This is a genomic window from Bombilactobacillus mellis (assembly GCF_000967245.1).
In the GTDB taxonomy this organism is placed as follows: Bacteria; Bacillota; Bacilli; order Lactobacillales; family Lactobacillaceae; genus Bombilactobacillus; species Bombilactobacillus mellis.
In genome coordinates this window covers 739,025-765,510 of the sequence record NZ_KQ033878.1, presented here as the reverse complement: position 1 = coordinate 765,510, position 26,486 = coordinate 739,025, and the positions used below count along the sequence as shown (strand labels likewise).

At 37.1% G+C, this 26,486-nt stretch carries 21 protein-coding genes, 1 riboswitch and 1 other annotated feature; of the genes, 14 read left to right on the top strand and 7 right to left on the bottom strand.

Annotated features, from left to right (window positions below):
- Nucleotides 1–32: 32 nt before the first annotated feature.
- Nucleotides 33–728, bottom strand: a complete 696-nt coding sequence (locus JG29_RS07775; protein WP_045923379.1) for a Bax inhibitor-1/YccA family protein — start codon at nucleotides 726–728, stop codon at nucleotides 33–35.
- Nucleotides 729–1,066: 338 nt separating this feature from the next.
- Here JG29_RS07775 and treR point away from each other — a divergent pair, with 338 nt between their 5' ends.
- Nucleotides 1,067–1,783: a trehalose operon repressor gene (gene treR / locus JG29_RS07770; RefSeq protein WP_045923378.1), complete on the top strand. Its 717-nt coding sequence runs from the start codon at nucleotides 1,067–1,069 to the stop codon at nucleotides 1,781–1,783.
- A 12-nt stretch (nucleotides 1,784–1,795) separates the two neighbouring features.
- A complete protein-coding gene (treC, locus tag JG29_RS07765) occupies nucleotides 1,796–3,454 on the top strand; it encodes an alpha,alpha-phosphotrehalase (RefSeq protein WP_045923377.1) in 1,659 nt (552 codons plus the stop codon).
- A gap of 55 nt (nucleotides 3,455–3,509) precedes the next feature.
- Here the strand turns inward: treC and JG29_RS07760 are convergent, their stop codons facing one another.
- Nucleotides 3,510–4,943: an amino acid permease gene (locus JG29_RS07760; protein ID WP_045923376.1), complete on the bottom strand. Its 1,434-nt coding sequence runs from the start codon at nucleotides 4,941–4,943 to the stop codon at nucleotides 3,510–3,512.
- Between the two features lie 78 nt (nucleotides 4,944–5,021).
- Nucleotides 5,022–5,201, bottom strand: a riboswitch (Lysine riboswitch).
- Between the two features lie 305 nt (nucleotides 5,202–5,506).
- On the opposite strand from JG29_RS07760, the gene JG29_RS07755 reads away from it, so the two are divergent.
- Nucleotides 5,507–6,100 (top strand): ECF transporter S component, encoded by a 594-nt coding sequence (locus JG29_RS07755; RefSeq protein WP_045923375.1) that lies wholly within the window; start codon nucleotides 5,507–5,509, stop codon nucleotides 6,098–6,100.
- Here the strand turns inward: JG29_RS07755 and JG29_RS07750 are convergent.
- From JG29_RS07750 to JG29_RS07740, 3 genes are all read right to left on the bottom strand, one after another.
- Nucleotides 6,097–7,533, bottom strand: a complete 1,437-nt coding sequence (locus JG29_RS07750) for an MFS transporter (protein ID WP_045923374.1) — start codon at nucleotides 7,531–7,533, stop codon at nucleotides 6,097–6,099. The genes JG29_RS07755 and JG29_RS07750 overlap by 4 nt on opposite strands.
- 95 nt (nucleotides 7,534–7,628) lie before the next feature.
- Nucleotides 7,629–9,098 carry a UDP-glucose--hexose-1-phosphate uridylyltransferase gene (gene galT, locus JG29_RS07745; protein WP_045923373.1) on the bottom strand — a complete coding sequence of 490 codons (1,470 nt, stop codon included), beginning with the start codon at nucleotides 9,096–9,098 and terminating at the stop codon, nucleotides 7,629–7,631.
- A 16-nt stretch (nucleotides 9,099–9,114) separates the two neighbouring features.
- Nucleotides 9,115–10,296 carry a galactokinase gene (locus JG29_RS07740; protein ID WP_045923372.1) on the bottom strand — a complete coding sequence of 394 codons (1,182 nt, stop codon included), beginning with the start codon at nucleotides 10,294–10,296 and terminating at the stop codon, nucleotides 9,115–9,117.
- A 265-nt stretch (nucleotides 10,297–10,561) separates the two neighbouring features.
- On the opposite strand from JG29_RS07740, the gene JG29_RS07735 reads away from it, so the two are divergent.
- Complete coding sequence (locus JG29_RS07735) at nucleotides 10,562–13,105, top strand: TIM-barrel domain-containing protein (protein WP_052696340.1); 2,544 nt, start codon at nucleotides 10,562–10,564, stop codon at nucleotides 13,103–13,105.
- A 99-nt stretch (nucleotides 13,106–13,204) separates the two neighbouring features.
- Here JG29_RS07735 and JG29_RS07730 read toward each other — a convergent pair whose 3' ends face one another.
- Complete coding sequence (locus JG29_RS07730; RefSeq protein WP_045923371.1) at nucleotides 13,205–13,876, bottom strand: type 1 glutamine amidotransferase; 672 nt, start codon at nucleotides 13,874–13,876, stop codon at nucleotides 13,205–13,207.
- Between the two features lie 271 nt (nucleotides 13,877–14,147).
- Nucleotides 14,148–14,396 (top strand) — a binding site (T-box leader).
- Nucleotides 14,397–14,440: 44 nt separating this feature from the next.
- Between JG29_RS07730 and asnA the strand changes: the two genes are divergently transcribed.
- The 10 genes from asnA (at nucleotide 14,441) to JG29_RS07680 (ending at nucleotide 23,809) form a co-directional block, all read left to right on the top strand.
- Entirely contained in the window at nucleotides 14,441–15,448 is a 1,008-nt protein-coding gene (asnA, locus tag JG29_RS07725) for an aspartate--ammonia ligase (RefSeq protein WP_045923370.1), read from the top strand.
- A gap of 260 nt (nucleotides 15,449–15,708) precedes the next feature.
- Complete coding sequence (locus JG29_RS07720; RefSeq protein WP_232297103.1) at nucleotides 15,709–17,643, top strand: cation:proton antiporter; 1,935 nt, start codon at nucleotides 15,709–15,711, stop codon at nucleotides 17,641–17,643.
- Nucleotides 17,644–17,656: 13 nt separating this feature from the next.
- Nucleotides 17,657–18,259 (top strand): stage II sporulation protein M, encoded by a 603-nt coding sequence (locus tag JG29_RS07715; protein WP_052696339.1) that lies wholly within the window; start codon nucleotides 17,657–17,659, stop codon nucleotides 18,257–18,259.
- Between the two features lie 233 nt (nucleotides 18,260–18,492).
- Nucleotides 18,493–19,209 (top strand): 16S rRNA (guanine(527)-N(7))-methyltransferase RsmG, encoded by a 717-nt coding sequence (rsmG, locus tag JG29_RS07710; RefSeq protein WP_045923368.1) that lies wholly within the window; start codon nucleotides 18,493–18,495, stop codon nucleotides 19,207–19,209.
- An 11-nt stretch (nucleotides 19,210–19,220) separates the two neighbouring features.
- Nucleotides 19,221–20,054, top strand: a complete 834-nt coding sequence (noc, locus tag JG29_RS07705; RefSeq protein WP_045923367.1) for a nucleoid occlusion protein — start codon at nucleotides 19,221–19,223, stop codon at nucleotides 20,052–20,054.
- The gene (locus JG29_RS07700) at nucleotides 20,047–20,811 is read left to right on the top strand and encodes a ParA family protein (protein ID WP_045923366.1); all 765 of its coding nucleotides are present in this window, start codon (nucleotides 20,047–20,049) and stop codon (nucleotides 20,809–20,811) included. Before noc ends, JG29_RS07700 begins: the two co-directional genes overlap by 8 nt.
- Nucleotides 20,804–21,667: a ParB/RepB/Spo0J family partition protein gene (locus tag JG29_RS07695; protein ID WP_045923365.1), complete on the top strand. Its 864-nt coding sequence runs from the start codon at nucleotides 20,804–20,806 to the stop codon at nucleotides 21,665–21,667. Before JG29_RS07700 ends, JG29_RS07695 begins: the two co-directional genes overlap by 8 nt.
- 16 nt (nucleotides 21,668–21,683) lie before the next feature.
- Nucleotides 21,684–21,935, top strand: a complete 252-nt coding sequence (locus JG29_RS07690; RefSeq protein ID WP_045923364.1) for a DUF951 domain-containing protein — start codon at nucleotides 21,684–21,686, stop codon at nucleotides 21,933–21,935.
- Nucleotides 21,936–21,946: 11 nt separating this feature from the next.
- On the top strand, nucleotides 21,947–23,047 hold the full coding sequence (gene ychF, locus JG29_RS07685; RefSeq protein WP_045923363.1) for a redox-regulated ATPase YchF: 1,101 nt from the start codon (nucleotides 21,947–21,949) through the stop codon (nucleotides 23,045–23,047).
- Nucleotides 23,048–23,059: 12 nt separating this feature from the next.
- On the top strand, nucleotides 23,060–23,809 hold the full coding sequence (locus JG29_RS07680; RefSeq protein ID WP_045923362.1) for a DUF1129 family protein: 750 nt from the start codon (nucleotides 23,060–23,062) through the stop codon (nucleotides 23,807–23,809).
- 77 nt (nucleotides 23,810–23,886) lie between these two features.
- On the opposite strand, the gene JG29_RS07675 is transcribed toward JG29_RS07680, so the two are convergent.
- Nucleotides 23,887–26,358 (bottom strand): glycoside hydrolase family 3 protein, encoded by a 2,472-nt coding sequence (locus tag JG29_RS07675; protein ID WP_045923361.1) that lies wholly within the window; start codon nucleotides 26,356–26,358, stop codon nucleotides 23,887–23,889.
- Between the last annotated feature and the right edge of the window lie 128 nt (nucleotides 26,359–26,486).

Below are 26,486 nucleotides of genomic sequence, written 5' to 3'. Positions count from 1 at the left end.
CTTAAAAAAGAGCAGTTTCTAAGTTTTATTTTTTAGTTATCATTGCCGAAAAGAGATAACAGACTTAAGAATAAATTAATAAAATCTAGTACCAAATTGACAGAAGCTACTAATGCGATCGCTCCTAAATTAGCTCCTTGACTTTGATAATAAATTCTTTTTAAATTTTGCGAATCCCAAGCAATTAAACCAAGAAATAAAATTGTGGTCACAGCACTAATAATTAACATCATAATAGTGCTTTTAAATAGTACCAAATTTAAAATAGATACAATAATGACAGCAATTAAGCCTGTCATTAATGTTCTGCTCCAAGTCATTAAATCAGTTTTTGTTACATAGCCGTAACCAGCCATCACTATAAAAGCAATGGCGCTCATACATAAAGCTTGAACGATACTTTTAGCAGAATAAGAATAGAAAATAGGAACGCCTAGTATCGAAAAAGCAGCTAAAAAGGCCAAATAACAGACAAAAGTTAAAAAATAAGAACGTTGAGCAAAACGTTGACAGAGGCTTAAAAAAACTAAAGGAACTGCAACAGCTAAAATAGTAAAGAGAATCTGGTGCTGAGCGCCCCAAGATAGTAGCGGAACCGTGAATGCTTGATTTTTAGCCAAAGCGAAAGCAGCTAAGAGCCAAAAAGTAATTCCTAATCCCGTATACAGATAAACTAATGATGTAAATTTAGAAAGAGCCTTATCTTTCACTCGTTCTATTGCCGGCATACAAAAATTACCTCCAATTTCAACAAAATAATAATTTCCAAAGAAAATTCTCTTCTTTCCATTAAATCATATTTACTTCAATTTACAAAGAAAATAGCTTGTGAGACTAATGAAAAGGCGAGAAAGTCTTTTGCAATGTAATTTATCACTAAAAAATATTGCTGTCTAATTACAGTTGTTTTTGATGTTAACAGTTTAGAAAATGTGTTGATTAATCATCGATTACATGTACATATATGTTAAATAAATGGCACATTAGCTTTAAAATAGCAATAATTTTATTATTTAAACATGTATATACAAGTATGATATAATAATTTAAAAAGGAGGCTTGATATATGGTAGTTTGCAAGTATTGGCAAATTGCACAAGATTTATCTGAGAAAATAAAGCATGGACAATATGCTACGGGGGAATTGCTGCCTAGTGAAACTGATTTAACCCGCCTTTATAACACCTCACGTGAAACCATCAGAAAAGCGCTTGCTGAATTAAGCGTAGCTGGTCTGATTCAAAAAGTTAAAGGTAAAGGCTCTATAGTTTTGAATACGGCGCGTTTTGCTTTTCCCGTTTCTGATATTGTAACTTTCAATGAATTGAATCAAAGTGAGCAAATGCGCGCTCAAACTAAAGTATTACAGCTAAAAAATCAGCAACTACCTGCAGACATCAGTTCACGAATGCGTTTAAGGCAGCCGCCAGCTACTTTTATCCAGCGTTTGCGAATTGTTAATGAAGAACCGGTAATAGTGGACGAAGATTATATCTTAAAAAAATTTGTGCCTGTAATTACTGAAGAGCAAGCACAAAATTCATTATATTCTTATTTTGAAAATGATTTAGGCTTAAAAATAGCGTATGCAACGAAAATGATTACTGTAGAAACTGCCCCAGCAGATATTACTAAGCTTTTAAAACTGGCGACTACAGATTTAGTAGTTTTTGTTCGAAGTCTTACTTATTTACAAGATACATCCTTTTTTCAATATACTATTTCCATGCATCGTCCTGATAAGTTTAAATTTGTGGATTTTGCACATCGTAAAAAATTGTAAGGAGGTTTTTCTGTGGATTTTAGAGAGCAAGTCATTTATCAAATCTATCCCAAGTCTTTTTATGATAGTAATAATGATGGTATTGGTGACTTACCGGGAATTATTGCTAAAATACCTTATTTAACCAGATTAAATATTGATATGATTTGGTTTAATCCATTTTATGTTTCCCCCCAGAATGATAACGGCTATGATATTTCTGATTATTATGCCATCGATCCTAAATTTGGGACTATGGCTGATTTTGAAGAGCTGGTGCGTAGATTGTCCGCTCATAACATCGGAGTAATGCTAGATATGGTGTTAAATCACTGTTCTACAGAGCATGAGTGGTTTCAAAAGGCAGTAGCAGGAGATAAAAAATATCAAAAATTCTTTTATATCCGCGAACCCAAGGCCAACGGTGATTTACCTAATCACTGGACTTCCAAATTTGGAGGTCCTGCTTGGTCTTCTTTCGGAGATACAGGTAAATATTATTTACACCTGTTTGATTCATCTCAGGCAGACCTTGATTGGCATAATCCCCAAGTACGTCAAGAATTATTCCGAGTTGTCAATTTTTGGCGGCAAAAAGGAGTAAAGGGCTTTCGTTTTGATGTTATAAATGTTATTGGTAAAGACGAAAAACTTCAGGATGCACCTGCGGGAATTGATAACAAAACTATGTATACGGATACCCCAATTGTGCAACAATATCTGCAGGAATTAAATCAAGCAACTTTTGGCCAAGACAAACAGATAGTAACCGTTGGAGAAATGTCTTCAGCTAATATCGAATCTTCTATTATGTATACCAGAGCTGATCAACATCAATTAAATATGGTCTTTAACTTTCATCATTTAAAAGCTGATTATCAAAATAATCAAAAATGGACGAAACCTCTGTTTGATTTTTCCAAACTGAAAAAAACCCTTAATACTTGGCAACTCCGGATGAATCAAGAAGGCGGGTGGAATGCTTTATTTTGGAATAATCATGATCAGCCATGGGCCTTAAGCCGGTTTGGTGATCCAATAAATTATCGAGAGAAATCTGCAGAAATGTTGGCTACTAGTATACATTTATTGCGTGGAACGCCTTATATTTATCAAGGTGAAGAAATTGGGATGATTAATCCTGATTATCGGACTATCGAAGACTACGTTGATGTAGAAACCAAAAATGCTTATAAAAAATTATTAAAAGAGGGCTGCTCCAAACAGCAGGCATTAGCAATTATTCATGAAAGATCACGCGATAATAGTCGCACACCCATGCATTGGGATGCCAGTCCTAAGGCTGGTTTTACTAAGGGACAGCCGTGGTTACGTCCTACTGGACAGCAGCAAATAAATGTTGCCGCAGAATTAGCTCATGGGGAAATTTTTAATTATTATCAAAAATTAATTAAGTTACGTAAAACTTATCCTGTAATTGTTCAGGGTGATTATCACCCCTTAAATTTGGATCATCCACAAGTATTTGCTTATGTGCGTAAATATCAACGACAAGTCCTTTTAGTTTTCAATAATTTTTTTGCTCAACAGACGGTTTTTAAAATACCTCTTCTGTATCAACAACAACCAGCACAGGTACTAATTAGTAATTATCACTTGCATTTAACTACAATACCTTCAAAAATTACGTTACGTCCTTATGAAGCTGTAGCCTGTTTGATTTCTAATTAAAACTATGACTATATAAAAAATCCCATAATATTAATTACGGGATTTTTTATATAGGTTAGATCTCACTTGATACATCAATTTCATCTAACGGAATAATTTTAGTATGATGTTTCCATTTATAACCAAAGTACAAAATTAAAACTAACGGAACACTAATATAAGTAATACCAATCTGCTGCCAATCCCATTTAACAAAAGCTTCAATATTTTGGCCGCCGATGACAATAATACAAAGGATTAAGGCAATAATAGGTCCCAAAGGGAATAATTTTGCATGATATTTTAATTCGCTTAATTGATGGCCTTGTTTAATAAAGGCGCGCCGAAAGCGATAATGACTCAGAGCAATCCCTACCCAAGCAATAAAACCAGTTAAGCCTGAGGCAGCTACCAACCACATATAAATTTTTTGCCCAAAAATACTAGTAGTAAAAGTCAGCAGAGAAACAAGAATCGTTGCTAATAAGGCATAAAAAGGAATACCACCTTTAGTGGTCTTAGCAAAAATTTGTGGAGCATATTTATCTTGAGCTAAAGAATATAGCATCCTTGTCGAAGCATAAGCTCCAGAATTAGCTGAAGATAAAACGGAAGTTAAAACCACAGCATTCATAAAGCTGGCAGCAAAAGCTAATCCGGCTCTTTTAAAAACTAAAGTAAAAGGTGAAACGGCAATATTTCCATTAGCAGCACTCAGTAAATTAGGACTGGTGTAAGGAATCAGAGCAGCAATAACAAAAATGGAAAGAATGTAGAATAATAAAATACGCCAAAAAACATCATTAATGGCTTTAGGAACAGCCTTTGTCGGATCTTCCGACTCACCAGCTGTTACACCAATTAATTCAGTTCCTTGAAAAGAGAACCCGGCAATTAAAAAGACATTAATAATTGCAGGAATACCACCAACAAAGGGGGCTTTTTTGTAAGTGAAATTTTTTAAACCAACGGCAGGACCATTCATAATCCCAAAAATCATGGCAAAACCAATAATTAAAAAGATAATGACGGTCGTCACTTTAATGATAGAAAGCCAGTATTCCGTTTCTCCAAACGTGGAGACTGTAAGGGCGTTAATGAGAAAAATTACTATTAAAACTAATAAACTCCAGATCCACCCAGGAGATTTCGGCAGCCAATATTGAATCAGTAAAGCTGCTGTAGAAATATCCACGGCAACAGTAATTGCCCAGTTAAACCAATAATTCCAACCCATGGCAAAGCCTAAAGCCGGATCAACATACCGGGCATTATATGTAGCAAAAGAACCCGAAACCGGCAAGTTAGTCGCTAGTTCGCCTAAACTAGTCATTAAAAAATAAACCATTAATCCCATTGCGATGTAAGCGACTAAACCGCCGCCAGGACCCGCTTTGGAAATAGTAGAACCTGACGTCATAAATAACCCGGTTCCAATACAACCGCCTAAAGCAATCATTGTGACATGGCGGGTTTTTAAATTACGTTGAACTGAATTTGTTTGCGACATGTATCATTCTCCCTTTTCGATAAGAAGAACTCTAAAAACGATTAAAAGCCTCTTTTATTTAAGAGGCCGTGTAAAACAATCGTCGATAGCGCTCCGCAACCTTTTAGTTGCGACAGTCCTAGGCTTATTTAGTCTAGTCCCAATTAACTACTGATGCTACAGTTGTTAATTTCGGCCTAAAATCCTTTGAATTTGCTTCATAGATATAGCATTATCTTCACAAATCTACTAATAAGTTAGGCAACCTCTTCTTAGATTATACAAAATAATTTTAAAGTAATTCTGAGTAAAGTCAAGATTGTATTACAAAGAGCACCTGTATACGAAAATTATCCTTAATAAATTGGTACTGAGGCTAGCTCTAATCAGTTTTTCTACAATGCCAGCTTTATCACTTCATTGATTTTCTTCTGACTTATAAAGCTGGCCTTGATTAAAATAACCGGCCAATTTTATTTTTAACCTATTTTATGTGTTAAGTTTTGCTTAAGCAAGATTTTGGCTATATTATTGAAAGGAATTTTTATAATATAATTAACTAAATAATTATTTTAGGTGAAACTATGAAAAAAACACAAGCTTATAAATTAGCTATTCGCGCTATTTTGATTGCTATTATTTTAATTCAATCGTTAACTCCTTTTCTTGGTTTTATTCCCTTAGGTTTAGTGAATATTACTATTATTCATTTAACAGTAATTGTGGCGGCAATTATTTTAGGACCGGCAGATGGAGCCTTAATTGGCCTAATTTGGGGAATTGGGACAATTATTAGGGCGTATACGGCGCCAACGAGTCCTCTTGATACTATGATTTTTACTAATCCGGTTATCGCTGTTTTGCCACGAGTCTTAGTAGGATATTTAGCAGGAGTAGTTTATCGATCCACCAAAGCGCACATCAATTCTCAAACAGTAAGGATGGCTGTAGCTGCTGTGATCGGATCATTGACTAATACAATAACGGTCTTAGTTTTAATGCGTGTATTTTTTGCCTCTGCATTAGTCAGCGTCTATAAAGTAGCTTCGAGTGCTCTAAACGGAATTTTGCTGGCCTTAGTTGCGACTAATGGCCTTCCGGAATGCTTAGCTGCTGCGGTGTTGGTGCCTTTAATTTGTAAAGCAGTTTTTCGGGCTAATAGATTTTTAGAAAATTAATTATTTTTTGTGAAAAGTCGCCAACCGGTAATTCCAGTTGCAATGACACAAATAAGGCAAGAAATAAAGAAAACTGTATGCATGCCATAAATAAAAACTTCCGGATGTTTGGGTAAGTAATTAGTAACATGCATACCCCGATAGTGACTCATAGCAGCAAATAAAATGGTGGTGGCGCTAGAAATACCGATTACCATTCCTAAATTACGGGCAAGCGAGTTAATACTACCAGCAATGCCTAAATCTTTTTGTGCTACCGAACTCATAACTAATGAATTATTTGGTGAACTAAAAATACCATTGCCTAAACCCATTAGCGCAACACTAATTATGAACAGCCAGATGGAAGTGTGCAGATTACAGAGAGTATAGCCGATTTGACTGAGCAGAATAAAAATTAAACCGATAAAAGTAATCAGCTTAGGACCAATTTTATCCGAAGCACTACCGGCTAATGGGGCAGCAATGACTTGAATGATAGGGAAAACCATCAAAATATAACCGGTTTGATTGGGTGGTAATTGACGGGCATTTTCTAAGTAAAAAGGTGTTACTACATTAAAGAAGAAATTAGTAATAAAAATAAGCAGAGCACAGAGTAAACTAAGTGAAAAATTGAGATTTTTAAACAGACTAAAGGAAAGTAACGGAGAAGTTTGGCGAAGTTCATTCTTAATGAAAATAGCGAACATAATCAAAGCAAAAATAAACAAGAGCAGAATACTAATTTGCTTAAAACCTATTTGTTGGCCCAGAAAAATCCCCCCAAAAAAAGCAATAATCGTCATGGCAAAACTCGCAGCGCCTAATTTGTCTAGTGCGCCGTGATTGATGGTAATATCTGGCGGAAAGACAAAATAACCAACGATAATTGCTATTAAACCAATAGGGACATTAATCCAAAAAATAAAACTCCAATTAAAATGGGCTAGCAGTAAACCGCCAATTCCGGGTCCGGCAATTGAACCCAAGGCCACAAAAGAGCCGATAAGTCCTAAAGCCTTACCCCGTTGAGTTTTCGGGAAAATTTCGGTAATAATACCATTATTAGTGGCCATCGTCATAGCGGCACCAATAGCTTGGATGATTCTGGCTATCAGTAGAAAGATTAAATTAATTCGCCAGCCGGATAATAAAGATCCGAAAATGAATAAAAGCGTTCCCCACCGAAATATTTTAATTTTACCCCAATTATCACTGAGTTTACCGAAGAACAGTAAGAGAGAACAAATAATAATTAAATAAAGTGAAACTACCCATTCAGCCTGATTCATCGGAATATGCAAATCACGGCTGATTATGGGCAAAGCAATATTAACAATACTGCCATCTAAAGTAGACATAAAAGTAAACAAACCCACCGCAGTTAAAATAAGCCAGCGATGTTTTTGAACTGAGACATTATCTTGGTAGCTGGGAGTTGAACTCGTCATTAACTTGACTCCTTTACGTTGGAAAGTTAACGCTTATTATATACACACTGCAACCGGAAAAAAAGTATTTTTGTTACTATTTGGCTGAATTATCGTTAATTAAGAGCCTGGATAAAACGTGCAAAGGCTAAATGCCCGCGTTTGTCGTCTTTGAAGACACCAGCATCTTCTAGAACCCGAGCAAAAATTTGCCCTAAAGATTTTTTAATAATTTCATCTACATTATTCGGGGTAATTAAAGTAGTTTGCTGCAATTGTTGCGCCCATGGTAAATGGTAATCGGCAATCTGATTAGGCTGCTGTAACAAAAATTTTTTCACTTCTAATAATTCTGGTTGTAAGCGCCCAGGAAGAATGGCCCGACCCATAACTTCAATCAAACCAATATTTTCTTTTTTGATATGTTGGACATCTGCATGGGGATGAAAAATACCATCTGGATACTGCTTTGAAGTTTGATTATCCCGCAAAACTAAATCAATCACCCATTGTTGTGATGAGCGATAAACAATGGGTGTAATGGTATGGTGGGCTACATTACCGGACCACGCGCGCACTGCTACTGTTTCATCTCTATAATGCTGCCATTGGGTGAGAATCTGCTGGCTGGCTTGAATCAGAGGACTAATCTCGTCACTAGTTAAACGAATCGTACTTAAAGGCCACTGAACAATGCCTGCTTGAATATTGGGAAAAGCGTTCATGTGAAATTTTTTTCGTAGAGGAGCCTGCATCATCGGGAAAACATGGCGCCCGCCTTGATAGTGGTCGTGACTTAATACTGAACCACCTACGATGGGTAAATCAGCATTGCTGCCGACAAAATAGTGCGGGAATAATTGGACTATTTCAAATAAATTAGAAAACGTCAGACTATCGATATGCATCGGCCGTTGCGTTTGTGAGAGGAAAATGCAATGCTCGGGAAAATAAGCATAAGGAGAATATTGAAAACCCCAAATTTCTCCTCCTAAGTTTAAGCGAATAATGCGGTGATTAGTACGAGCTGCAAAATCGGCGCGGCCTAAATAACCTTCGTTATCCATACACAGTTGATCTGCAGGATAAGTGTGGGTGGTTTGCCGGCTGGCGCGGGCAATTTTTTGAGGATCTTTTTCTGGTTTGGCTAAATTAATAGTAATTTCTAGTTCTCCATATTTAGTCTGCGTATTGTAAGAGATATTTTTAGCATTGGCTGCAGTTTGAATATAATTATTCTGCTGACAAATTTGATAAAAATAATCAGTAGCTGCTTGTGGGCTGATTTGATAAAAATTCCAAAAAGCAGCATTTATCTGACTGGGGCGGGGAGTATATAAGTCTGTGAGTTGAGCGGCTAAAATATCTGCTGCCGCCTTAGTTTTATTAATTTTATGATTACTTTGCGCACTTTGAACTAAGGCATGCACTAATTCTAGTAAATTAAGCTGCGCGGTCAGTGCTTGCAAATTCTTCTCTCCGACTAAAGCGTAGATTTTATTAATTAAGTAAGTACGGTCTAAAGGTTCAAAGTTACGATGTTGGGCAATAATTTGATCTGCAAAAAGTTGAGCTAAATTTTTCAATATTCCAGTCTTCTTTTTAATTAAGTTTGTGTGGTCCAGAAACAATTTTGGCAGGATAAAAAGCAGCAGGATAGCCGATTTGTGCTTGATAATCAGTATTGACTGCTTGTATAAAATCTTGCAAATGGTTTTGCTGAACTAAAGCTAAAGCACAGCCCCCAAAACCGGCCCCAGTCATACGGGCGCCTAAAGCACCATGGTGCCAAGCGCTATGAACAAGAGCATCTAATTCACGACCTGTTACTTCATAATCATATTCTAACGAAATATGAGAAGCATTGAGAAGACGTCCAAAAGTCCGTAACTGCTTATTTTTCAAAGCACAGGCTGCCTGTTCAGTGCGCTGATTTTCAAAAACGGCATGTCGAGCCCGTTTAATTAAGATTTCATCTTGAAGCGTATAAGTATAAGTATCAAATTGATCTTTAGTTAGGTCTCCTAGATTGGCCAACGGAATAACTTGTCGAATACGATGCAGTGCTTCTTCACATTCTTGACGGCGCTGATTATATTTTGAATTGGTTAAGGTTCGCTTTTTATTAGTATTCATAATCACAATTTGATATGATTGTAAATTAAGCGGTATCATTTCATATTTCAAAGTATTAGTATCTAATAAAATAGCGGTGTCTTTTTGTCCGAAACCGACAGCAAATTGATCCATGATTCCTGATTGAACACCAATAAAATCATTTTCTACTTCTTGTCCCATCTGTACTAATTCTAAAGCGGTAGCCGAATTGGGAAAATAGTCACTGAGAATTTTGCCAAATAACATTTCAATTGAAGCTGAAGAAGATAAGCCTCCACCTGCTGGAATATTACCCGCAATAAGAATATCAAAACCATGGGTTAAGTTGTAGCCGTGTTTTTGCCAAAAATTAAACATTCCTTGCGGATAATTGATCCAAGCATTAGGTTGGTAATGTAATTGCTTCAGATTAAAAGAAGCAACACCCTGATCTGCAAAATTGGCCGAATAAAGCCGCATAGTTTGATCAGAGCGCGGTTTTACAGCAGCATAGGTGCCAAGGCTGATGGCACAGGGAAAGACTTTACCGCCGTTATAATCTGTATGTTCCCCGATGAGATTAATTCGTCCGGGGGCAAAATAATAGGCACAGGGTTGGGTGTGATAGATTTTACTAAACTCTGTTTGGAGATCCGAAAGCGTGAGTTCCGGTTTAGCCGTATTCATAATGAAATTCTCCTTGTAATAAAATAATATGACAATACAATCTCCATTATAGCTATTGTACGGATAAGTAATTCAAGATTTTGCAAGAATGCTGTATTTTTTAAAAAATTATTGATGTGAGACTTAATGAAAATTTATTATCTGTAACTGTGATCTGGTGATTTTTAAGGTAGAATAAGCGTAAGTGTAATGCTATTGCTTAATTATTAGAAAGGAGAACAACTGAGTGACGCTCCCAAAAAAGTGGTAATTCAGTTAAACTAAGATGAAAAAAAAGACTCTTTCAGTTAATCGTTATCATTCCTCGTTGGTTTTACAATTAAGGAATCAGTGGTCTGTACAAGTATCTTTTAAAGCGGCGAATATTTTTCATGTGGTTTACTATCAAGGTCCTTATCCCAGTCATCAACCTTCCATTTTAAAAAATAATGTAGTCGATACTGGCGGTGATAGAACTATTGCTACCGGTCATTTAGATACGAAAAAAGTAATTCCCTTTATTGAAACTTTACCTCTGCAACACTTTCAAGTACAGTCTCAAAAAGATGGTTATCTGTTACAAACTAAAACTCTTACTTTAAAAATTACTACTACAGGTCAGATTACTTGTTTCACTGAGCCCAAGCACCAGTTATTATTTACGCAATTGCCACCGCAACAACAGTGCGATCATCTGCAAGCAGTAATTAAGGTAAATGATGCTGCGGCACATTATTTTGGTGGCGGTATGCAAAATGGTCATTATGACCAAACTGGTCGGATTTTAAAGATTGAAAATCTCAATGATTGGCTGGAGCGGGGAATAACTTCGCCAGTGCCTTTTGTGTGGTCAACTGCGGGTTTTGGTATTGTTAACAATACTTATAGTAAAGGTTATTATGATTTGCAACAGCCTCAAACAATGATTGTCAATTTTGTTGATGATAAATTGGATACTTATTATTTGCTGGGAAAAAATCCCCAAGAAATTTTACAGTCCTATTTTCAATTAACCGGCTTACCGCTGCTACTACCCAAATTTGCCTGGTATCCAGCACATTTGAATGCCTATAATCGTGATATTTGGGTGGAGGTGACGGCCAATTCGGCCGGGGCGCGGCTGTTTGAAGATGGTAAATATTATAAAGAATATCAGCCAGTGAACCCGAAAAGTTTTAATGAACAGCGTGCTGGGCAGATTCAGATTGGCCAACAAAATTTGGTACCTGCTGTTCGGGGGAATGGGGAAGTCAATTTTATTCGAGATAGCCAAGGTCAGCTCAACTGGAAAAAAGAATCTTTAAATGGGGAAAAGGATAATTATCAATTTTCGGCTCGACAAATTATTGAACGCTATCGTCAACATCAGATGCCTTTAGGCTGGTTTATACCCAATGATGGTTATGGGGCCGGTTATGGTCAGACCCAGAGTTTAGATCAAAATATTTTTAACTTAAAACAATTTTCCCAATTTGCCAGCCAATACGGTGTAAAAACCGGTTTATGGACACAGGAAAATTTGCATCCCCAAAATCCGCTCCATCCCACAGCCGATGAACGGGACCTGCAAAAAGAAGTAGACCAAGCCCAGATTGCTGCAGTTAAGACTGATGTGGCTTGGGTAGGCAGCGGTTATCAGGCGGGAATTAATGCTTTATATGATACTATTTTTTATTTGCGCAAATATGGTCATAATCAACGACCGTTAGTTTTAACCGTTGATGGCTGGGCAGGCACGCAAAAATATGCAGCAGTTTGGACAGGAGATCAGGCTGGAGGGACCTGGGAGAATATTGGTTATCAAATTCCCACTTACCTGAGTAGTTCTTTATCAGGATTAGCTAATGTTGGTAGTGATATTGATGGGATTTATGGCGGAGGCCATCCTATTATTCAAACAAGAGACTTACAATGGAAATCTTTTACACCTTTACAATTAAATATGGACGGTTGGGGTACGGAAAATAAAACTCCTTTCACGTTTGGCGGGCGCTATGAACGAATTAATCGCTGTTATTTAAAATTAAAAAGTCAGTTATTACCTTATTTTTATACAGCAGCTTATCAAAATACTTTTGCGGGAAAACCCTTATTGCGACCGGCTGCCTATACAGATAATTTGCATCTCACCAAAACTCCCGATTTGAACCATGAATTTTTGATAGGAGATAATTTACTGGTGGCTCCTATCTATCAAAATACCAATATGGACGTCCACGGTAATGATATTCGAAACGGGATTTATCTTCCCGGGGAAAAAGATCTTTGGCAGGATTATTTTACTGGCCAGACCTATCAGGGAGGGCAAGTATTGAATAATTTTGCAGCGCCGCTTTGGAAAACTCCAGTTTTTGTTAAACAAGGAGCCATTATTCCGGAAAATAATTTAAACAACAATCCTCAGGAGATTAATGAACAACTGCGAATATTGCGTTTTTATCCGGGAAAACAAAAAACCCAAACTGATATTTATGATGATGATGGTGTCAGCGAAGATTATTTACAAGGCAACGGTATCCATACTGTGGTGAGTTGTCAGCAAAAAGACAACCAAATTCTGATTCAAATTCAACCCACCACAGGCAACTATCAGGGCTTCAATCCCTATAAACAAACACTTCTTAAAGTTCAGCTGGCCCAAGCTCCGCAGCAAATTTTCGTTAATTCAAAATTATTAGCGACAACAAATTATCAATATGCTCAAGAAATTTTGCCCGCATTTGTTGAATTACAGCCCAGTGTGACAGTTTATTTAGGAAATTTTTTGACTATTCAAATTGCTCGGCAGGATATAACCCAAACTGCATTAGACATTGTTATTATTTCTTAAGTAAAATTTAGTATCAAAAAAGCTCTTGCTTTTGTATTGATAATTTAAGCAAGAGTTTTTATGAAATTGAGACAAATGATTTGTATAAAAATTTTATCATCACACGCTAGGAACTTTGACTGGCCGCTGATGCCAAGTAATAATTCTTTGAGTAAGGGCTTGGGCCACGTTAAGATTTTTTAAGAGTGGTCCATGAGAATAGCTGCCGATAACATTTTTATATTGCATACCTTCGATACCATCGGTCGGGTTATTACCATAACCTTGCAGCATTTTGCCAAAAGGTTTTAACTTGTGGGGATCATCAAAAAAAGTCTGGCCGCTATGATTTTCAAAAGCCTTTACTTCCCCAAATTCAGTTTGATATCTCGTATCACCAATCATGCGCTTATCGGGATTAAAAACCGTGTGTAACGGTAGTAAGTCTAAACATTTAATAGTTTGACCACTGCTGGTTTGATAATAACTACCTAAAAATTGATAACCGCCACAAATGCATAACATAGGCCCACCAGCTTCTAAATATTGCTGCAGAATTGATCGGTGACGTTGAATATCTTGGGCGACAACAGATTGTTCAAAGTCTTGACCGCCACCAAAAAAGATGAAATCAAAATCAAAAGCTGGTAAATCATCTTCTAGGCTGATATTCACGACTTGACAGTCATAACCTTTTTTTTGTAAAAGATAGCGGATAATTTTCACATCGCCGCAATCACCATAAGTATTCATTAAATCCTCGTAGAGATAAGCAATTTTAATGGTTGTCATAATTAATAATTCCTCATTAAACGATTTCTTTTGACTGCACTCAGTTTAAACGCTCTAGGGGAAAAAGTCTAGTTTCTCGGTCTGTTTTTGTGAGCTCTTGCTAATAGAAAAATAGATAAACCAAAGAGTTTGGCAAGGGCTGTCAGATAATAATTTTTCCTAATACCTGGGTTCAGGCTGCTGCTATTTGTCCCCAGATTATAAAAATGAGAAAAAATTAAAATTCATAGTTGAAAAATTAAATAAATATGGTAAGATAACTTTTAATAAATTAAAAACAAACAAAAAGACTAGTAAAATGATTTGTTCTGACAGTGAATTGAGGATAGTGAGAACTCAATAACAGAAAACGATCATTTGAATAACACTTTTTGAAGTTTCTTGGCCGAACGTTAATTATTAGTAAGCTAAGACGCCATCGCAGCGTTACTAACGACAGTGTATGTTTGTACGCTGAGGAGGTGGTTTATCATTTTTGATAAGCAACTAGGGTGGTACCGCGAAGTCTTTCGTCCCTGATTCAGGGATGAAGGACTTTTTTTTATTATAAGGGAGGAACTAATTATGCATTTAACAATTCCAGAACACTATGATCCTAAATTGACTGTTCGTCAAACCCAAGAAGCAATTCGCTTTATTCGTGAAACATTTCAAGATGAGTTGGGGAAAGAATTGAATTTAACTCGACTTTCAGCGCCAATGTTTGTCGAACGTTCTACCGGCATAAATGATAACTTAAATGGTGTGGAAGAACCAGTTGCCTTTACAATGCATGATTTACCTGGACAAACTTTAGAAATTGTTCATTCTTTAGCCAAATGGAAACGAGTCGCTTTAAAGAAATACGGCTTTGGTGTCCACGAAGGGTTATATACTAATATGAATGCCATTAGAAAAGATGAAACTTTAGATAATCTACATTCTAGTTATGTCGATCAATGGGACTGGGAACAAGTCATCACTCAAGATGAACGTAATGAACAGACTTTAAAAGCTACAGTTCAAAAAGTATTTAAAGTAATTAAGCATATGGAGCATGAAGTCTGGTATAAATATCCGCAAGCCGTCTATCGTTTGCCGGATAAAATTCATTTTATAACTACGCAAGAGTTGGAAGATAGTTATCCACAATTGTCACCGGCGGAACGGGAAAATGCTATTTGTCAAAAGTTGGGAGCAGTCTTTTTAATGAAAATTGGTGGTCCTCTAAAAAGTGGCCAGCGTCATGATGGTCGAGCTCCCGATTATGATGATTGGCAATTAAATGGGGATATTCTGTTTTGGTATGAACCGCTGCAGTGTGCTTTAGAAGTTTCCAGTATGGGAATTCGTGTGGACGCTGTGGCTTTGAAATCACAATTGGAGGCCGCTCACGCTAATGAGCGCTTAAAATTCCCTTATCACCAAATGATAATGAAAAAAGAACTGCCTTACACTATCGGCGGTGGTATTGGTCAATCCCGCGTTTGTATGTTGCTATTAGGCAAAGCCCATATTGGTGAAGTGCAAGCTAGTGCTTGGCCGCAGACCATGATTGATGAATGTTTAGCTCATCAGATTCAAATTCTATAGATTAGTTAATTTGCTAGACGTTTTAAAATTATTAAATAATAATTACTATTTTAAAATAAAGATGAGAACAAATTTTGTTCTCATTTTTTATGAATAATTTCTCTCTTACGGTTTGCTGTTTCTGTAATTTAGAAGCCAAACTCGGACACTGGCTATCATCAAAGCTGACGAAAAGCAGGATTTAAATTATAATTAAAAAGAATAGTTGTGAAAGTGGGGATATTTTTATGGAATTATTTTTTAGTGTGTTACTACTTGTTATGGCAACAGTAGTAGCTAATATTATTTATTCATTATTTCCCCGAGTTCCCTTGGCTTTTTATCAAATTGGTGCGGGTTTTATTTTGTCTTGGTTACCTCAATTTAATCATTTTCAACTAGAACCGGAAATCTTCTTTTTAATTATTTTGGCACCACTGATGTTTAATGAAGGGCAAAATACCTCTTATTTAAGTTTAAGACGCCATTTTAAAGCTATTATTTCCTTAGCAATTGTTCTAGCTATTCTTACTATTTTTATAGCCGGAGGATTAACTTCTTGGCTGTGGCCGGCTTTACCTACTGCTTTGGCCATGAGTTTGGCTGCGATTGTCACTCCGACTGATGCGGTAGCCGTTTCTTCGATTACGGCCAACGTCCAAGTTCCGCAAAACGTAATGGAAACATTGGAAAATGAGTCTTTATTTAATGATGCTTCTGGTATCGTGGCTTTAAATTTAGCAGTGGCCGCTTTTAGTACCGGAGATTTTTCTGTGACTGCGAGCGTCGGTCGTTTCATCGTAGTATTTTTAGGCGGCGTATTAGTCGGAATTATTTTAGGTGGCTTATTAGTTTTGCTGCAGTTGTTTTTCCAAAGACATTTGTTTAGTGTGGCTTCGGTAACATTGCCGGTAAATTTATTAGCTCCCTTTTTAGTTTATTTAGTAGCAGAAGAATTGCATCTATCAGGTATTTTAGCAGTAGTGGCTGCGGGGATTATACATGGGATCTACCAAAAACAATTACGCTTGACTTCCACCGGGAATCAGGTGATTCTTTCGACAGGCTGGACAATTGTTTCCCAATTGTTAAATGGTTTTGTGTTTGTTTTATTAGGTGTAACTTTACCAAGAAATATGGCTGATTTGGCCGACTTTAGCAATAGTCATTTTTCAAAATTATTGGTATTAGCTATTGGATTATATGTAGTAATGACAGTTTTACGTCTTATTTGGGCACAATGTAATTTAGTACATGTACCTGCAAAAACTTCGCAACAGCACTGGCGTAACAGCTGGGTCCTAGCCTTAAGCGGAGTGCACGGAACTATTACTTTGGCAATGGCCTTTAGTTTACCTTTAGTGGTAAAAACGCAGTTATTACCTTTTCGTACTGACCTTATTTTTATCGCTGAGGCCGTGATTGTGATTAGTCTAATTGTTCCAACTTTAATTCTGCCACGCATTTTGCCTCGTAAGAAAAATAATTTTACTACACAACAATTTAATCGGACCTTATCAAGTATGGTAGATTATGCGATTCAACAATTGAAAGCCCATTATGATCAAGACTATTTAACTTTAAGCCGAGTAATTTCCTTATTAAATACGCAAAGAGGGCATCGTGAACATGCCAGTGTAAAAAAGATTTCCCATTTATTTCAGCGGACACAAAGCTTAGAAATAGCTATTATTAATGACTATGCTCATAATGGTCAAGTAAAGTGGGCCAGTGCCCAACGTTATGAATTGCGGCAATTATTTTATTTGCGACGGATTATGCTCCGTCCCGGAATGCGTTTGAAATTAGGTTGGGATATTTTGTGGCGTTTAATTAAAAATAACCGGCAATTATTAGTAAAAGCCTATCAATTAAAGAAAAATAAATTGCCTGAACCGGAGAATTATCATCAGGATGCTAAAAAAATGGAAAATTGGGGTTATCATGCAGTTTTAAAATATTTACGACGGATGCGGCGTTCAGATAACAAAGCAGAAATTAGAATTTTACGACATTACTATGAACTGCGTCATCAACGCTTTAACCGACCAGCTGAAGAGACTACTGATGAAAGTGAATTGTTAATTGCGGCTTTTCAATATGAATATTCTTATTTACAGCAAATTTCCCAAAAACAAGAATTGCCTTTAGATCTGATTCAAGCGCTCAATGAAAAAATTTCTACAGATCAGTTTGTTTATATGACTTCTGATTAATAAAGGAGCAACAATGATAAAAGAGAAACAAAAAATTTTACAGCAGTATTTAAAATGGGGCTGGCTGGCTTTTATTGTGATTACCGTGGTTTTTACTCTTTTAACTATCCAACTGCAACACCAACAGCCCCAGCTGGTGCGGCAATTGTTAATTGAAATCAGGCAGATGTTGCCGCCTAGTAGGAATAATGTTCAATTATTTGGAGCTATTTTATTAAATAATGAAAAAGTGGCCTTAATGATTTTGTTTTTGGCTTTAATTCCTATACCTGGAATTTATTGGTTAACTTTTCTGGCAACTTCTAGTTCTGTCGGCCTTGTTTTAGGCTTGACTGTTAAAAACGGTAATTGGTTTTTAGCGGTTAAAGCCTTTGTGTTAGGCATTTTACCTCATGGAATTATAGAAATGTCGGCTTTGTTAATTGCAGTAGCTTTAGCAGCTCAGCTGAATCAACAGTGGCGTCGATTTTTATTTTCTAAAAAACATACTCATGATAATACTAGTCTTAAAAGTATCCTCTTACAATATGTCATTTTAGTAGTTCCCTTAATTGCAGTAGCAGCTATGATCGAAAGTTTTATTACGCCTCTCTTGATTAAATGGGGTGGATTTTAATCATACAACTATAAAAATTGTTAAAAGTGATGGTGCATTTTGGGCTGAGTGTTCAAAAATAATCAAGCAGCTGCTACCAGATTGTATTCATAATTGTAATTTGGGAAAAAATTTTTATACTAACCACAAAAACTAAGAAGCCAAAAATTATCCCGTTAGATTATTGCTTTGCACCTAAGTTTAAGTTAGGATTAACTGTGAAACAATATTACTGTTTCACGTAAGGAGTTAAGATGAGTCCCCAAGAATTACAAGAAAGTTTGATTTCCCAAAATATCTTTTTGTCAACTAAGCAAATGCAGCAGTTACAGCAGTATTTCCAACTATTAGTTCAGACAAATAAGGTCATGAATTTGACTAATATTACCGAGCAATCTGCGGTCTATGTGAAACATTTTTATGATTCCATAACGCCTTTATTTTATGATCGGCAGTTATTACATTCAGTTTGTTTAGCTGATATTGGTACCGGAGCTGGTTTTCCGGGACTGGTGTTAAAAATTGTCAATCCTCAACTACAGCTGACATTAGTCGATTCATTAAATAAGCGGCTGAATTTTTTACAGCAAGTTGTAGATCAATTACAATTATCTTCCGTACAATTAGTACATGCCAGAGCAGAACAATTTGGGCAGATGAGTCAATATCGCCAGCAATTTGATTACGTTACTGCGCGGGCGGTAGCAAGTTTGCCGGTTTTATTAGAACTTTGTTTGCCGGCGGTGAAACTAGGAGGATATTTTATTGCCTTTAAGGGTAGTCAGGCCACCGCTGAGGTAGCAGCATCTCAAGTAGCTTTAGAGAAATTAGGGGGACAGATTGAGCATGTGGAGAAGCTAATGCTGCCACAGCAGGCAGGAGAACGGCAATTGCTTTTTATTAAAAAAATAAAGGAAACACCTGCTAAGTTTCCCAGAAAGCCTGGAACTCCAACCCGTCAGCCCCTTTAGGAGGAAAAGTTATGTCAATTTTCGACCGATTCGTAGATGATAAGTCTGCAATGGCCTCTGATCAAGATCAAATTCAAGAGATTCCACTAAAACAAATTATTCCTAATACTTATCAGCCGCGCCGGCAGTTTGATGATGTTCAATTGAATGAATTAGCCCAATCAATTCAGGTCAACGGACTGCTGCAGCCCATTATTGTACGGTTGAATGACGATCAAAAGTATGAAATTATTGCCGGAGAAAGACGTTTTCGAGCGGTCGAACTTTTAAATTGGGAAAAAATTCCTGCCATTGTTAGGGACTATTCTAATCAAGAGAGCGCGGCCTTGGCTTTGATTGAAAATCTGCAGCGGGAAGATTTAAATCCGATTGAAGAAGCGCAAGCTTATCAGCAATTAGAACAAATGGAGCAGTTGCCGCAAAAAGATCTGGCACGTAAATTAGGTAAAAGTCAGTCCTACGTGGCTAATAAGTTAAGATTGCTGAAATTAGCACAACCGGTGCAGCAGGCGATTATTACCGGGACAATTTCTCAGCGTCATGGACGCGCTCTTTTAAAATTATCGGCAAAACAACAAGAAGAAGTTTTGGCGAAAATTATGAAGCGGAAATTAACTGTTAAAGCTACGGAAAAATTAGTACAGCAATTGCAGCAACCCCCAACTTCCGCCACAAGACAAATCCGGGCACTGAAATCTAAGAATGCAAAGTTAAGTATTAATACGATTCGTAAATCAGTTAGTTTAGCCCAACAAAATGGAGCCCAATTTAACTATCAAGAAATTGACACCGATCAACAATATCAAATGATCATTACAGTAAAAAAGGAGGATCAACATGGCTAGAGTTATTTCCTTGGCCAATCAAAAAGGAGGCGTGGGTAAAACCACGACAACAATCAATTTGGGAGCTTGTTTAGCAGAAATCGGTAAACAGGTGCTGGTGATTGATATTGATCCTCAAGGTAATGCTACTAGTGGTCTGGGAATTAAAAAAGTAGATGTTGCTCAAGATATTTATGATGTAATTATTAATGAATTGCCTTTACAAAAGACAATTATGAAAACAGAGCATTCTGGATTAGATATTGTACCTGCTACTATTCAACTAGCCGGAGCCGAGATGGAATTGACTTCTATGATGGCGCGCGAAACGCGTTTAAAGGAAGCTCTTTTACCGATTCAAAAAGATTATGACTATATTTTAATTGATTGTCCACCTTCTTTGGGTCAGTTATCCATTAATGCTTTTACTGCCAGCAATTCTATTATTATTCCGGTTCAAAGTGAGTATTATGCTTTAGAAGGTTTAAGCCAGTTATTGAATACTATTCGACTAGTCCAGAAACATTTTAATCCCAATTTAGCTATTGAAGGAGTATTGTTGACAATGTTTGATGCCCGGACCAATTTAGGCACTCAAGTTGTCCAAGAGGTTCAAAGCTACTTTGGCGATCGGGTCTACAAAACTATCATTCCCCGTAATACACGTTTAGCAGAGGCCCCTAGTTATGGTTTACCTATTATTGATTTTGATCGTAAGTCGCGGGGAGCGGAGACCTACTTACAGTTAGCTGAGGAGGTAGTAAAAAACGATGCCTGACAAAAAGCGTAGTGGATTAGGACGCGGAATTGATGCGATTTTTTCAGATTTTGAGACTGATGAAATTAATTCAGAAAATGTTGTTGATATTAATTTAAATGATATTCGGCCTAATCCTTATCAACCACGGAAAGAATTTTCCCAAGATGCTTTAAATGAGTTAGCTCAATCAATTAAGGAAAATGGTGTGTTTCAACCTATTGTTGTTCGTAAAAGTGTTAATGGTTATCAAATAGTGGTAGGTGAGCGGCGTTTTCGTGCTAGTAAAATCGCTCAAAGGCCTACTATTCCCGCAATTATTCGTAATTTAGATGAAAGTCAAATGATGGAAATCGGGGTTTTAGAGAATTTGCAGCGGGAAGATTTAAACCCAATTGAAGAAGCACAAGCTTATCAAACTTTAATTGAAAAACTGCATTTAACACAAGAACAAATCTCAGAAAAATTAGGCAAAAGTCGACCTTATATTGCAAATTATTTACGTTTATTATCCTTACCCAATAAAACAAAACAATTATTAATGGAGTCCAAATTAACAATGGCGCAAGCCCGGACATTGTTGACTTTAAAAGATCCCCGTAAAATTGATCAAGTGGCACAAAAAGTGGTGGATCAAGGATTAACTGTTCGTCAGTTAGAAAAAATGGTATCTCATCCGCAAACAACAACTACGATGCCAAATAAGAGAAAAAAGTCTCCATTTATTCAAGAGACAGAAGAGCAGTTGATTGAAAAACTGGGAACGAGTGTCCACGTCATTAGTTCCAAAGATGGGAAGGGTAAAATTCAAATTGATTTTTCTTCCACTCAAGATTTGAACCGGATTTTAGATTTGTTAGATATCTCACTGAATTAAAGGAGGCCCGATTACGATGTATAATCTAGGTGATATTGTCATGATGAAAAAGCAGCATGCTTGTGGACAAAATCGCTGGGAAGTAACTCGCTTAGGTGCGGACATTAAAGTGCGTTGTTTGGGGTGTGGTCATGACGTAATGCTTAAGCGCGCCTATTTTAATAAGCGCTTTAAAAAAATAATTACCCAAGCGCATGAAGTGAAAACGGAACAGGAAAAATTTTATCTGGATCCGCAGAAGCTGCGTTTACCACATTTAATGAATTAAGGAGTTTATTTATGTCACTAACAGCAGGAATTGTGGGTTTGCCCAATGTCGGAAAATCTACTTTATTTAATGCAATTACTAAAGCTGGCGCAGAAATGGCCAATTATCCGTTTGCCACGATCGATCCTAATGTCGGGATGGTTGAGGTTCCTGATAAACGTTTGCAACGGATTGATGAATTAATTCCCGCCAAAAAAATTGTTCATACAACATTTGAATTTACTGATATTGCCGGTATTGTCAAAGGTGCCAGTCAGGGCGAGGGATTAGGCAATAAATTTTTGGAAAATATTCGTCAAGTAGATGCTATTGTTCATGTCGTGCGGGCCTTTGCTGATGATAATATTACTCATGTTAACGGAAAAATTGATCCGGTAGATGATATTGAGACAATCAATCTGGAATTAAGTATTGCCGATTTGGATAGTGTTAATAAACGCTATGCTCGTGTAGAAAAAGTTGCTCGAACTAAAGATAAAAGTGCCCAATCAGAACTGGCAGTTTTACAAAAGATTAAGCCTGTTTTAGAAGCGGGAGGAGCTGTCCGGGATATTGAGTTTAATGAGGCTGAGAAAAAGATTGTTCATGATTTATTTTTATTAACCTCTAAGCCGGTTTTATATGTAGCCAATATTGCAGAAGAAGATATGGCCCATCCTGAAAATTCTCCTTATTATCAGCAAGTGCAAGATTATGCCAAACAGGCTCACGCAGAAGTTATTGCTATTTCGGCTAAAACTGAAGAAGAAATTGCAGAATTAGACGATAGCGACCGGCAGGATTTCCTAGAAGCTGAGGGAGTCGAAGAGTCAGGCTTGGATCGTTTAATTCGGGCTAGCTATCATTTATTAGGATTAGCCACATTTTTTACTGCTGGTGGTCCGGAAACTCGAGCTTGGACTTTTCATCAGGGAATGAAGGCGCCACAAGTAGCCGGGATTATTCACTCTGATTTTGAACGGGGATTTATTCGTGCAGAGACTATTTCTTTTGCCGATTTAGACAAATATGGTAGCGTCCAAGCCGTACGTGAAGCTGGGCGCTTGCGCTTAGAAGGCAAAGAATATCAAGTACAAGACGGCGACATTATTGAATTTAGGTTTAATGTCTAGAAAGGGGAAAGAATGGATCCACGCCAAAAAAATAAACAAGCACAAAAAAAACAGCAAGCTAAAGCAGCTAAAAGGCACGAACAAGCCCTTGTAGCTCAACAAGTAGCAGCGGCATCACCAGAACAGCTGCGAGCAAAATTGAGCAAGCGTAATGAAGATTATTTATTTAAACTGCATAAAGCGTTGGTCGAAAATGGTAAAAGTGATCAGCAGGCTCAACGACAAGTAGATGATTTATTGTCAGAAGTCATCGATAATCAAATTAAGGGAATTCCGGCCCGGCAATTATATGGAACGGTAGCGACTGAAGTTGATACTCTGCTCCATAAAAAAGAAACTTCTAATAAGCAAGTGGAATTTTGGAAATTAAGTGTTGATGGGGCGCTGTTATGGGGCGCCATGTTTCTAGTAGTTTTTGGAATTATGGGCTTTTTTACCAAGCATCCTGACCGTAGTAACCAAATGGGTATTCTAACCACAATTGTGATTTGCGCTTTGTGGGGTATTTTATTTGCCTGGTTTAATCAGCAAATGATGGAAACCAAAAAGAAACGTAAATCTGCTTGGCAAATTATTCTTTATTCTGTCTTAGCTTTGGTTGTTATTTGGATGGTTTCTTTATTAACTTATATTTTACCGCCAGCTATTAATCCAATCTTGCCGCCGATTGTTAATATTATTCTAGCAGTAGTAGTTTATGGTATCAGATGGCTTTTCCGTTATTATTATCATATTACTATTAATACATTATCAGGTAGATAATTGAAAAGATAACAAATAACCCCGTCGTATCAGGAAAATACGATGGGGTATTTTTTATACTAATATTAGTTGAGTAGCTAAGCAGTTAATTGATAAATCATAGCAAGTACTCTTTGGGCACTTTGTTGTAAATAAGCTCTGTTTAAACTATAAGGATGATTTTCATTATTTAGGGCTTGAACCAGATTCTCTTTGTCAGCTGCAGTTCCGGGCATGGTTAAATCGTTACCGGCTTTAACATCACCAGCAGCAGAAGCACTAGGCCATTTAGTACTCTTTTCACCTGTGCCGCCGGTAGCCAGCCAATCAGTCATAATAACTCCTTGAAATCCCCATTCCTGGCGAACGACGTTGGTGAGTAAATCTCTTCTATTCGAGGAATGTTCACCATTAACTAAATTGTAAGAAGTCATTAAAAAGTGTGGTTGTGATTTTTTAATACAGATTTCAAAGCCTTTTAAATAAATTTCCCGAAGGGCCCGCACGCTCACATTACTATTGGAAAAGAAACGATTGGTTTCTTGATTATTGCAAGCGAAATGTTTAATCGTAGTAGCTTTATGGGGATGTTTTTGAACCCCCTGAGTGATAGCGGCTGCCATAATTCCACTAACATAAGGATCTTCAGAAAAGTATTCAAAATTGCGACCACATAGTGGCGAACGCTGAATATTAAGTGCAGGTGCAAGCCAAATATCAATACCAAAAATTTCCATTTCCTGGCCCACAATATTACCGCAGGTTTCTGCTAATTGTTCATTCCAGCTTTGGGCGATATCAGTTCCAATAGGGATGGCAATACAATATTGATAATAGACAGGTTGCTTTTTGTCAGCTTTTACAGGGGAGTCCGTGGTAATACTTTGGGCATTATTTTTAGTCATGGAGTATTGCGGACTAAGCCGTAAACCCGCCGGGCCATCGGCCATCACTAAGGCTGGGACCCCTAAGTGCTGTAGAGCATGAGTAGTTTCGCCAGCAGCTCCCGCTACTTGAGAAGAGGCATTACCGATAACATCTAAAGCACTCTGGGAGTGGCTTTCTTTATAGGCTCCTAGACAGATTTGAATTAATTCTTCATCGCTTAAACCACTCACAAATTCCTCGAAGGTAACCCGCTTTTGTTTGAGGTCAGCCCAAGTAGCAACTGAGTGAAAAGTTGATGCAGCGGGTGTATGAACAGCAGTAGCGGTCTTCTTATTTAAATTGATATTTTTGATTGTGAAAGTTGGACAATCTAAGTTAGAAGTCGCTGGTATCATATTATTTGTTTCTGGTTTCCAGTCGCTAAAGTAATCTGTCCCTTTGATTTGGAGGTCGTGTTCACTAATTATATTCTCATCTAAGATCACTACTCCAGCAATTGTAGTATTTTGAGAACTATTACCCACGCGAATAAGGTATTTACCCTTTTCTAAAAGCCAATTATTATTTTGCGAGTCATAAGAAGCCATTTGACGCAGATTATACTCTAAATGAAGTTTCGTACTTTGACCACCTTGCAACTCAGGAGTTTTAGCAAAGGCCGCTAATTCCTGATAAGGCTTATCTAATTGACCTTGAGGGGCTGAATAATAAACTTGAACTACTTCTTTACCCGGTTTAGCGCCAGAATTATGAACACTGACATCTACAGAGATGATGTCCATATTTACGGATATTTGATCCACATGAATTTGAAAAGAAGTGAAACCAAGTCCAAAACCAAAAGGATAAGTCACTGTTGTTTGGACTGTATCAAAATAGCGGTAGCCAACATAAATTCCTTCTCTATAATTAGTTTCATCAGCCGCGCCAAAGCCTCTAGTTGAAGGATAGGAATTAATGGGAGCCCAAGTCATAGTTAGTTTACCTGAAGGATAACTCTTACCCAAGAGTACATCAGCCAAAGCGTCACCTGTAGGAGTTCCTAATTGTCCTAATAATAAAACAGTTTGAACTTCTTGCACAGGAGAGAGGTCAACCAAGCCGCCGACATTAAGCACTAGGATAAAGTGTTTATACTTGTGATTTAAATTTAAAATATCGCGAATTTCTGTCGTAGTCAGATTGATATCCCCAGCTTGAGGTTTGTGGTCTGTTCCTTCCCCTGAACTTCTTGCTAGGACATAGACGGCGGTGTCGCCTGCTCCATCTAAAGGAAAATTATATTCCGGTTCTGAAGCCTTTTTACCTAAAAGAAAAAAGGTAGGATCAATTTCTTTTTGCCTGGCCTCCTTTTTTAAGGAAGCAGAGTAATCTTGTTGCACTTTATTAATTAGTTGTTCGTAACTATTGAGCCACTTTTTGGTGGTGATTTGAAAACCTGCATTTTCAAGGCCTTCTTCCACACTTACAAAGTGTCTGACATTGACATCGCCGGAGCCACTGCCCCCTTTTAAGGTTTGTCTGGCTCCGTTACCGTATAAGGCTAAAGGTCCGACTTGGGACAAAGGAAGTGTTCCGTCATTTTTTAAAAGAACCATACATTCAGGAGCTAATTGGCGCACTGTGTCAATATGAGCTTGTTCAAATGGTTGGGGCTCAAAAGAACTAATTTTTTGTTTCATTATTTATTCTCCTAAATAATCTCTATTAATTTCTTTACTACATTAAAGTAATAATATCATTAAAAAATAAGAGTAGAGATAATTTTGTTTAGGTACTTTACTAAGAGTAGTTTTAAAAAATTTTCAAT

What these genes read in the sequence shown, in the direction of transcription:
- JG29_RS07720 (WP_232297103.1), top strand. Translation starts at nt 15,709, where the DNA reads ATGGCAACAGTAGTAGCTAATATTATTTATTCATTATTTCCCCGAGTT.
- asnA (WP_045923370.1), top strand. Translation starts at nt 14,441, where the DNA reads ATGCATTTAACAATTCCAGAACACTATGATCCTAAATTGACTGTTCGT.
- JG29_RS07700 (WP_045923366.1), top strand. Translation starts at nt 20,047, where the DNA reads ATGGCTAGAGTTATTTCCTTGGCCAATCAAAAAGGAGGCGTGGGTAAA.
- noc (WP_045923367.1), top strand. Translation starts at nt 19,221, where the DNA reads ATGTCAATTTTCGACCGATTCGTAGATGATAAGTCTGCAATGGCCTCT.
- JG29_RS07760 (WP_045923376.1), bottom strand. Translation starts at nt 4,943, where the DNA reads ATGTCGCAAACAAATTCAGTTCAACGTAATTTAAAAACCCGCCATGTC.
- ychF (WP_045923363.1), top strand. Translation starts at nt 21,947, where the DNA reads ATGTCACTAACAGCAGGAATTGTGGGTTTGCCCAATGTCGGAAAATCT.
- rsmG (WP_045923368.1), top strand. Translation starts at nt 18,493, where the DNA reads ATGAGTCCCCAAGAATTACAAGAAAGTTTGATTTCCCAAAATATCTTT.
- JG29_RS07755 (WP_045923375.1), top strand. Translation starts at nt 5,507, where the DNA reads ATGAAAAAAACACAAGCTTATAAATTAGCTATTCGCGCTATTTTGATT.
- JG29_RS07750 (WP_045923374.1), bottom strand. Translation starts at nt 7,533, where the DNA reads ATGACGAGTTCAACTCCCAGCTACCAAGATAATGTCTCAGTTCAAAAA.
- treR (WP_045923378.1), top strand. Translation starts at nt 1,067, where the DNA reads ATGGTAGTTTGCAAGTATTGGCAAATTGCACAAGATTTATCTGAGAAA.
- JG29_RS07730 (WP_045923371.1), bottom strand. Translation starts at nt 13,876, where the DNA reads ATGACAACCATTAAAATTGCTTATCTCTACGAGGATTTAATGAATACT.
- JG29_RS07690 (WP_045923364.1), top strand. Translation starts at nt 21,684, where the DNA reads ATGTATAATCTAGGTGATATTGTCATGATGAAAAAGCAGCATGCTTGT.
- JG29_RS07735 (WP_052696340.1), top strand. Translation starts at nt 10,562, where the DNA reads ATGAAAAAAAAGACTCTTTCAGTTAATCGTTATCATTCCTCGTTGGTT.
- JG29_RS07680 (WP_045923362.1), top strand. Translation starts at nt 23,060, where the DNA reads ATGGATCCACGCCAAAAAAATAAACAAGCACAAAAAAAACAGCAAGCT.
- JG29_RS07740 (WP_045923372.1), bottom strand. Translation starts at nt 10,296, where the DNA reads ATGAATACGGCTAAACCGGAACTCACGCTTTCGGATCTCCAAACAGAG.
- JG29_RS07715 (WP_052696339.1), top strand. Translation starts at nt 17,657, where the DNA reads ATGATAAAAGAGAAACAAAAAATTTTACAGCAGTATTTAAAATGGGGC.
- JG29_RS07775 (WP_045923379.1), bottom strand. Translation starts at nt 728, where the DNA reads ATGCCGGCAATAGAACGAGTGAAAGATAAGGCTCTTTCTAAATTTACA.
- JG29_RS07675 (WP_045923361.1), bottom strand. Translation starts at nt 26,358, where the DNA reads ATGAAACAAAAAATTAGTTCTTTTGAGCCCCAACCATTTGAACAAGCT.
- JG29_RS07695 (WP_045923365.1), top strand. Translation starts at nt 20,804, where the DNA reads ATGCCTGACAAAAAGCGTAGTGGATTAGGACGCGGAATTGATGCGATT.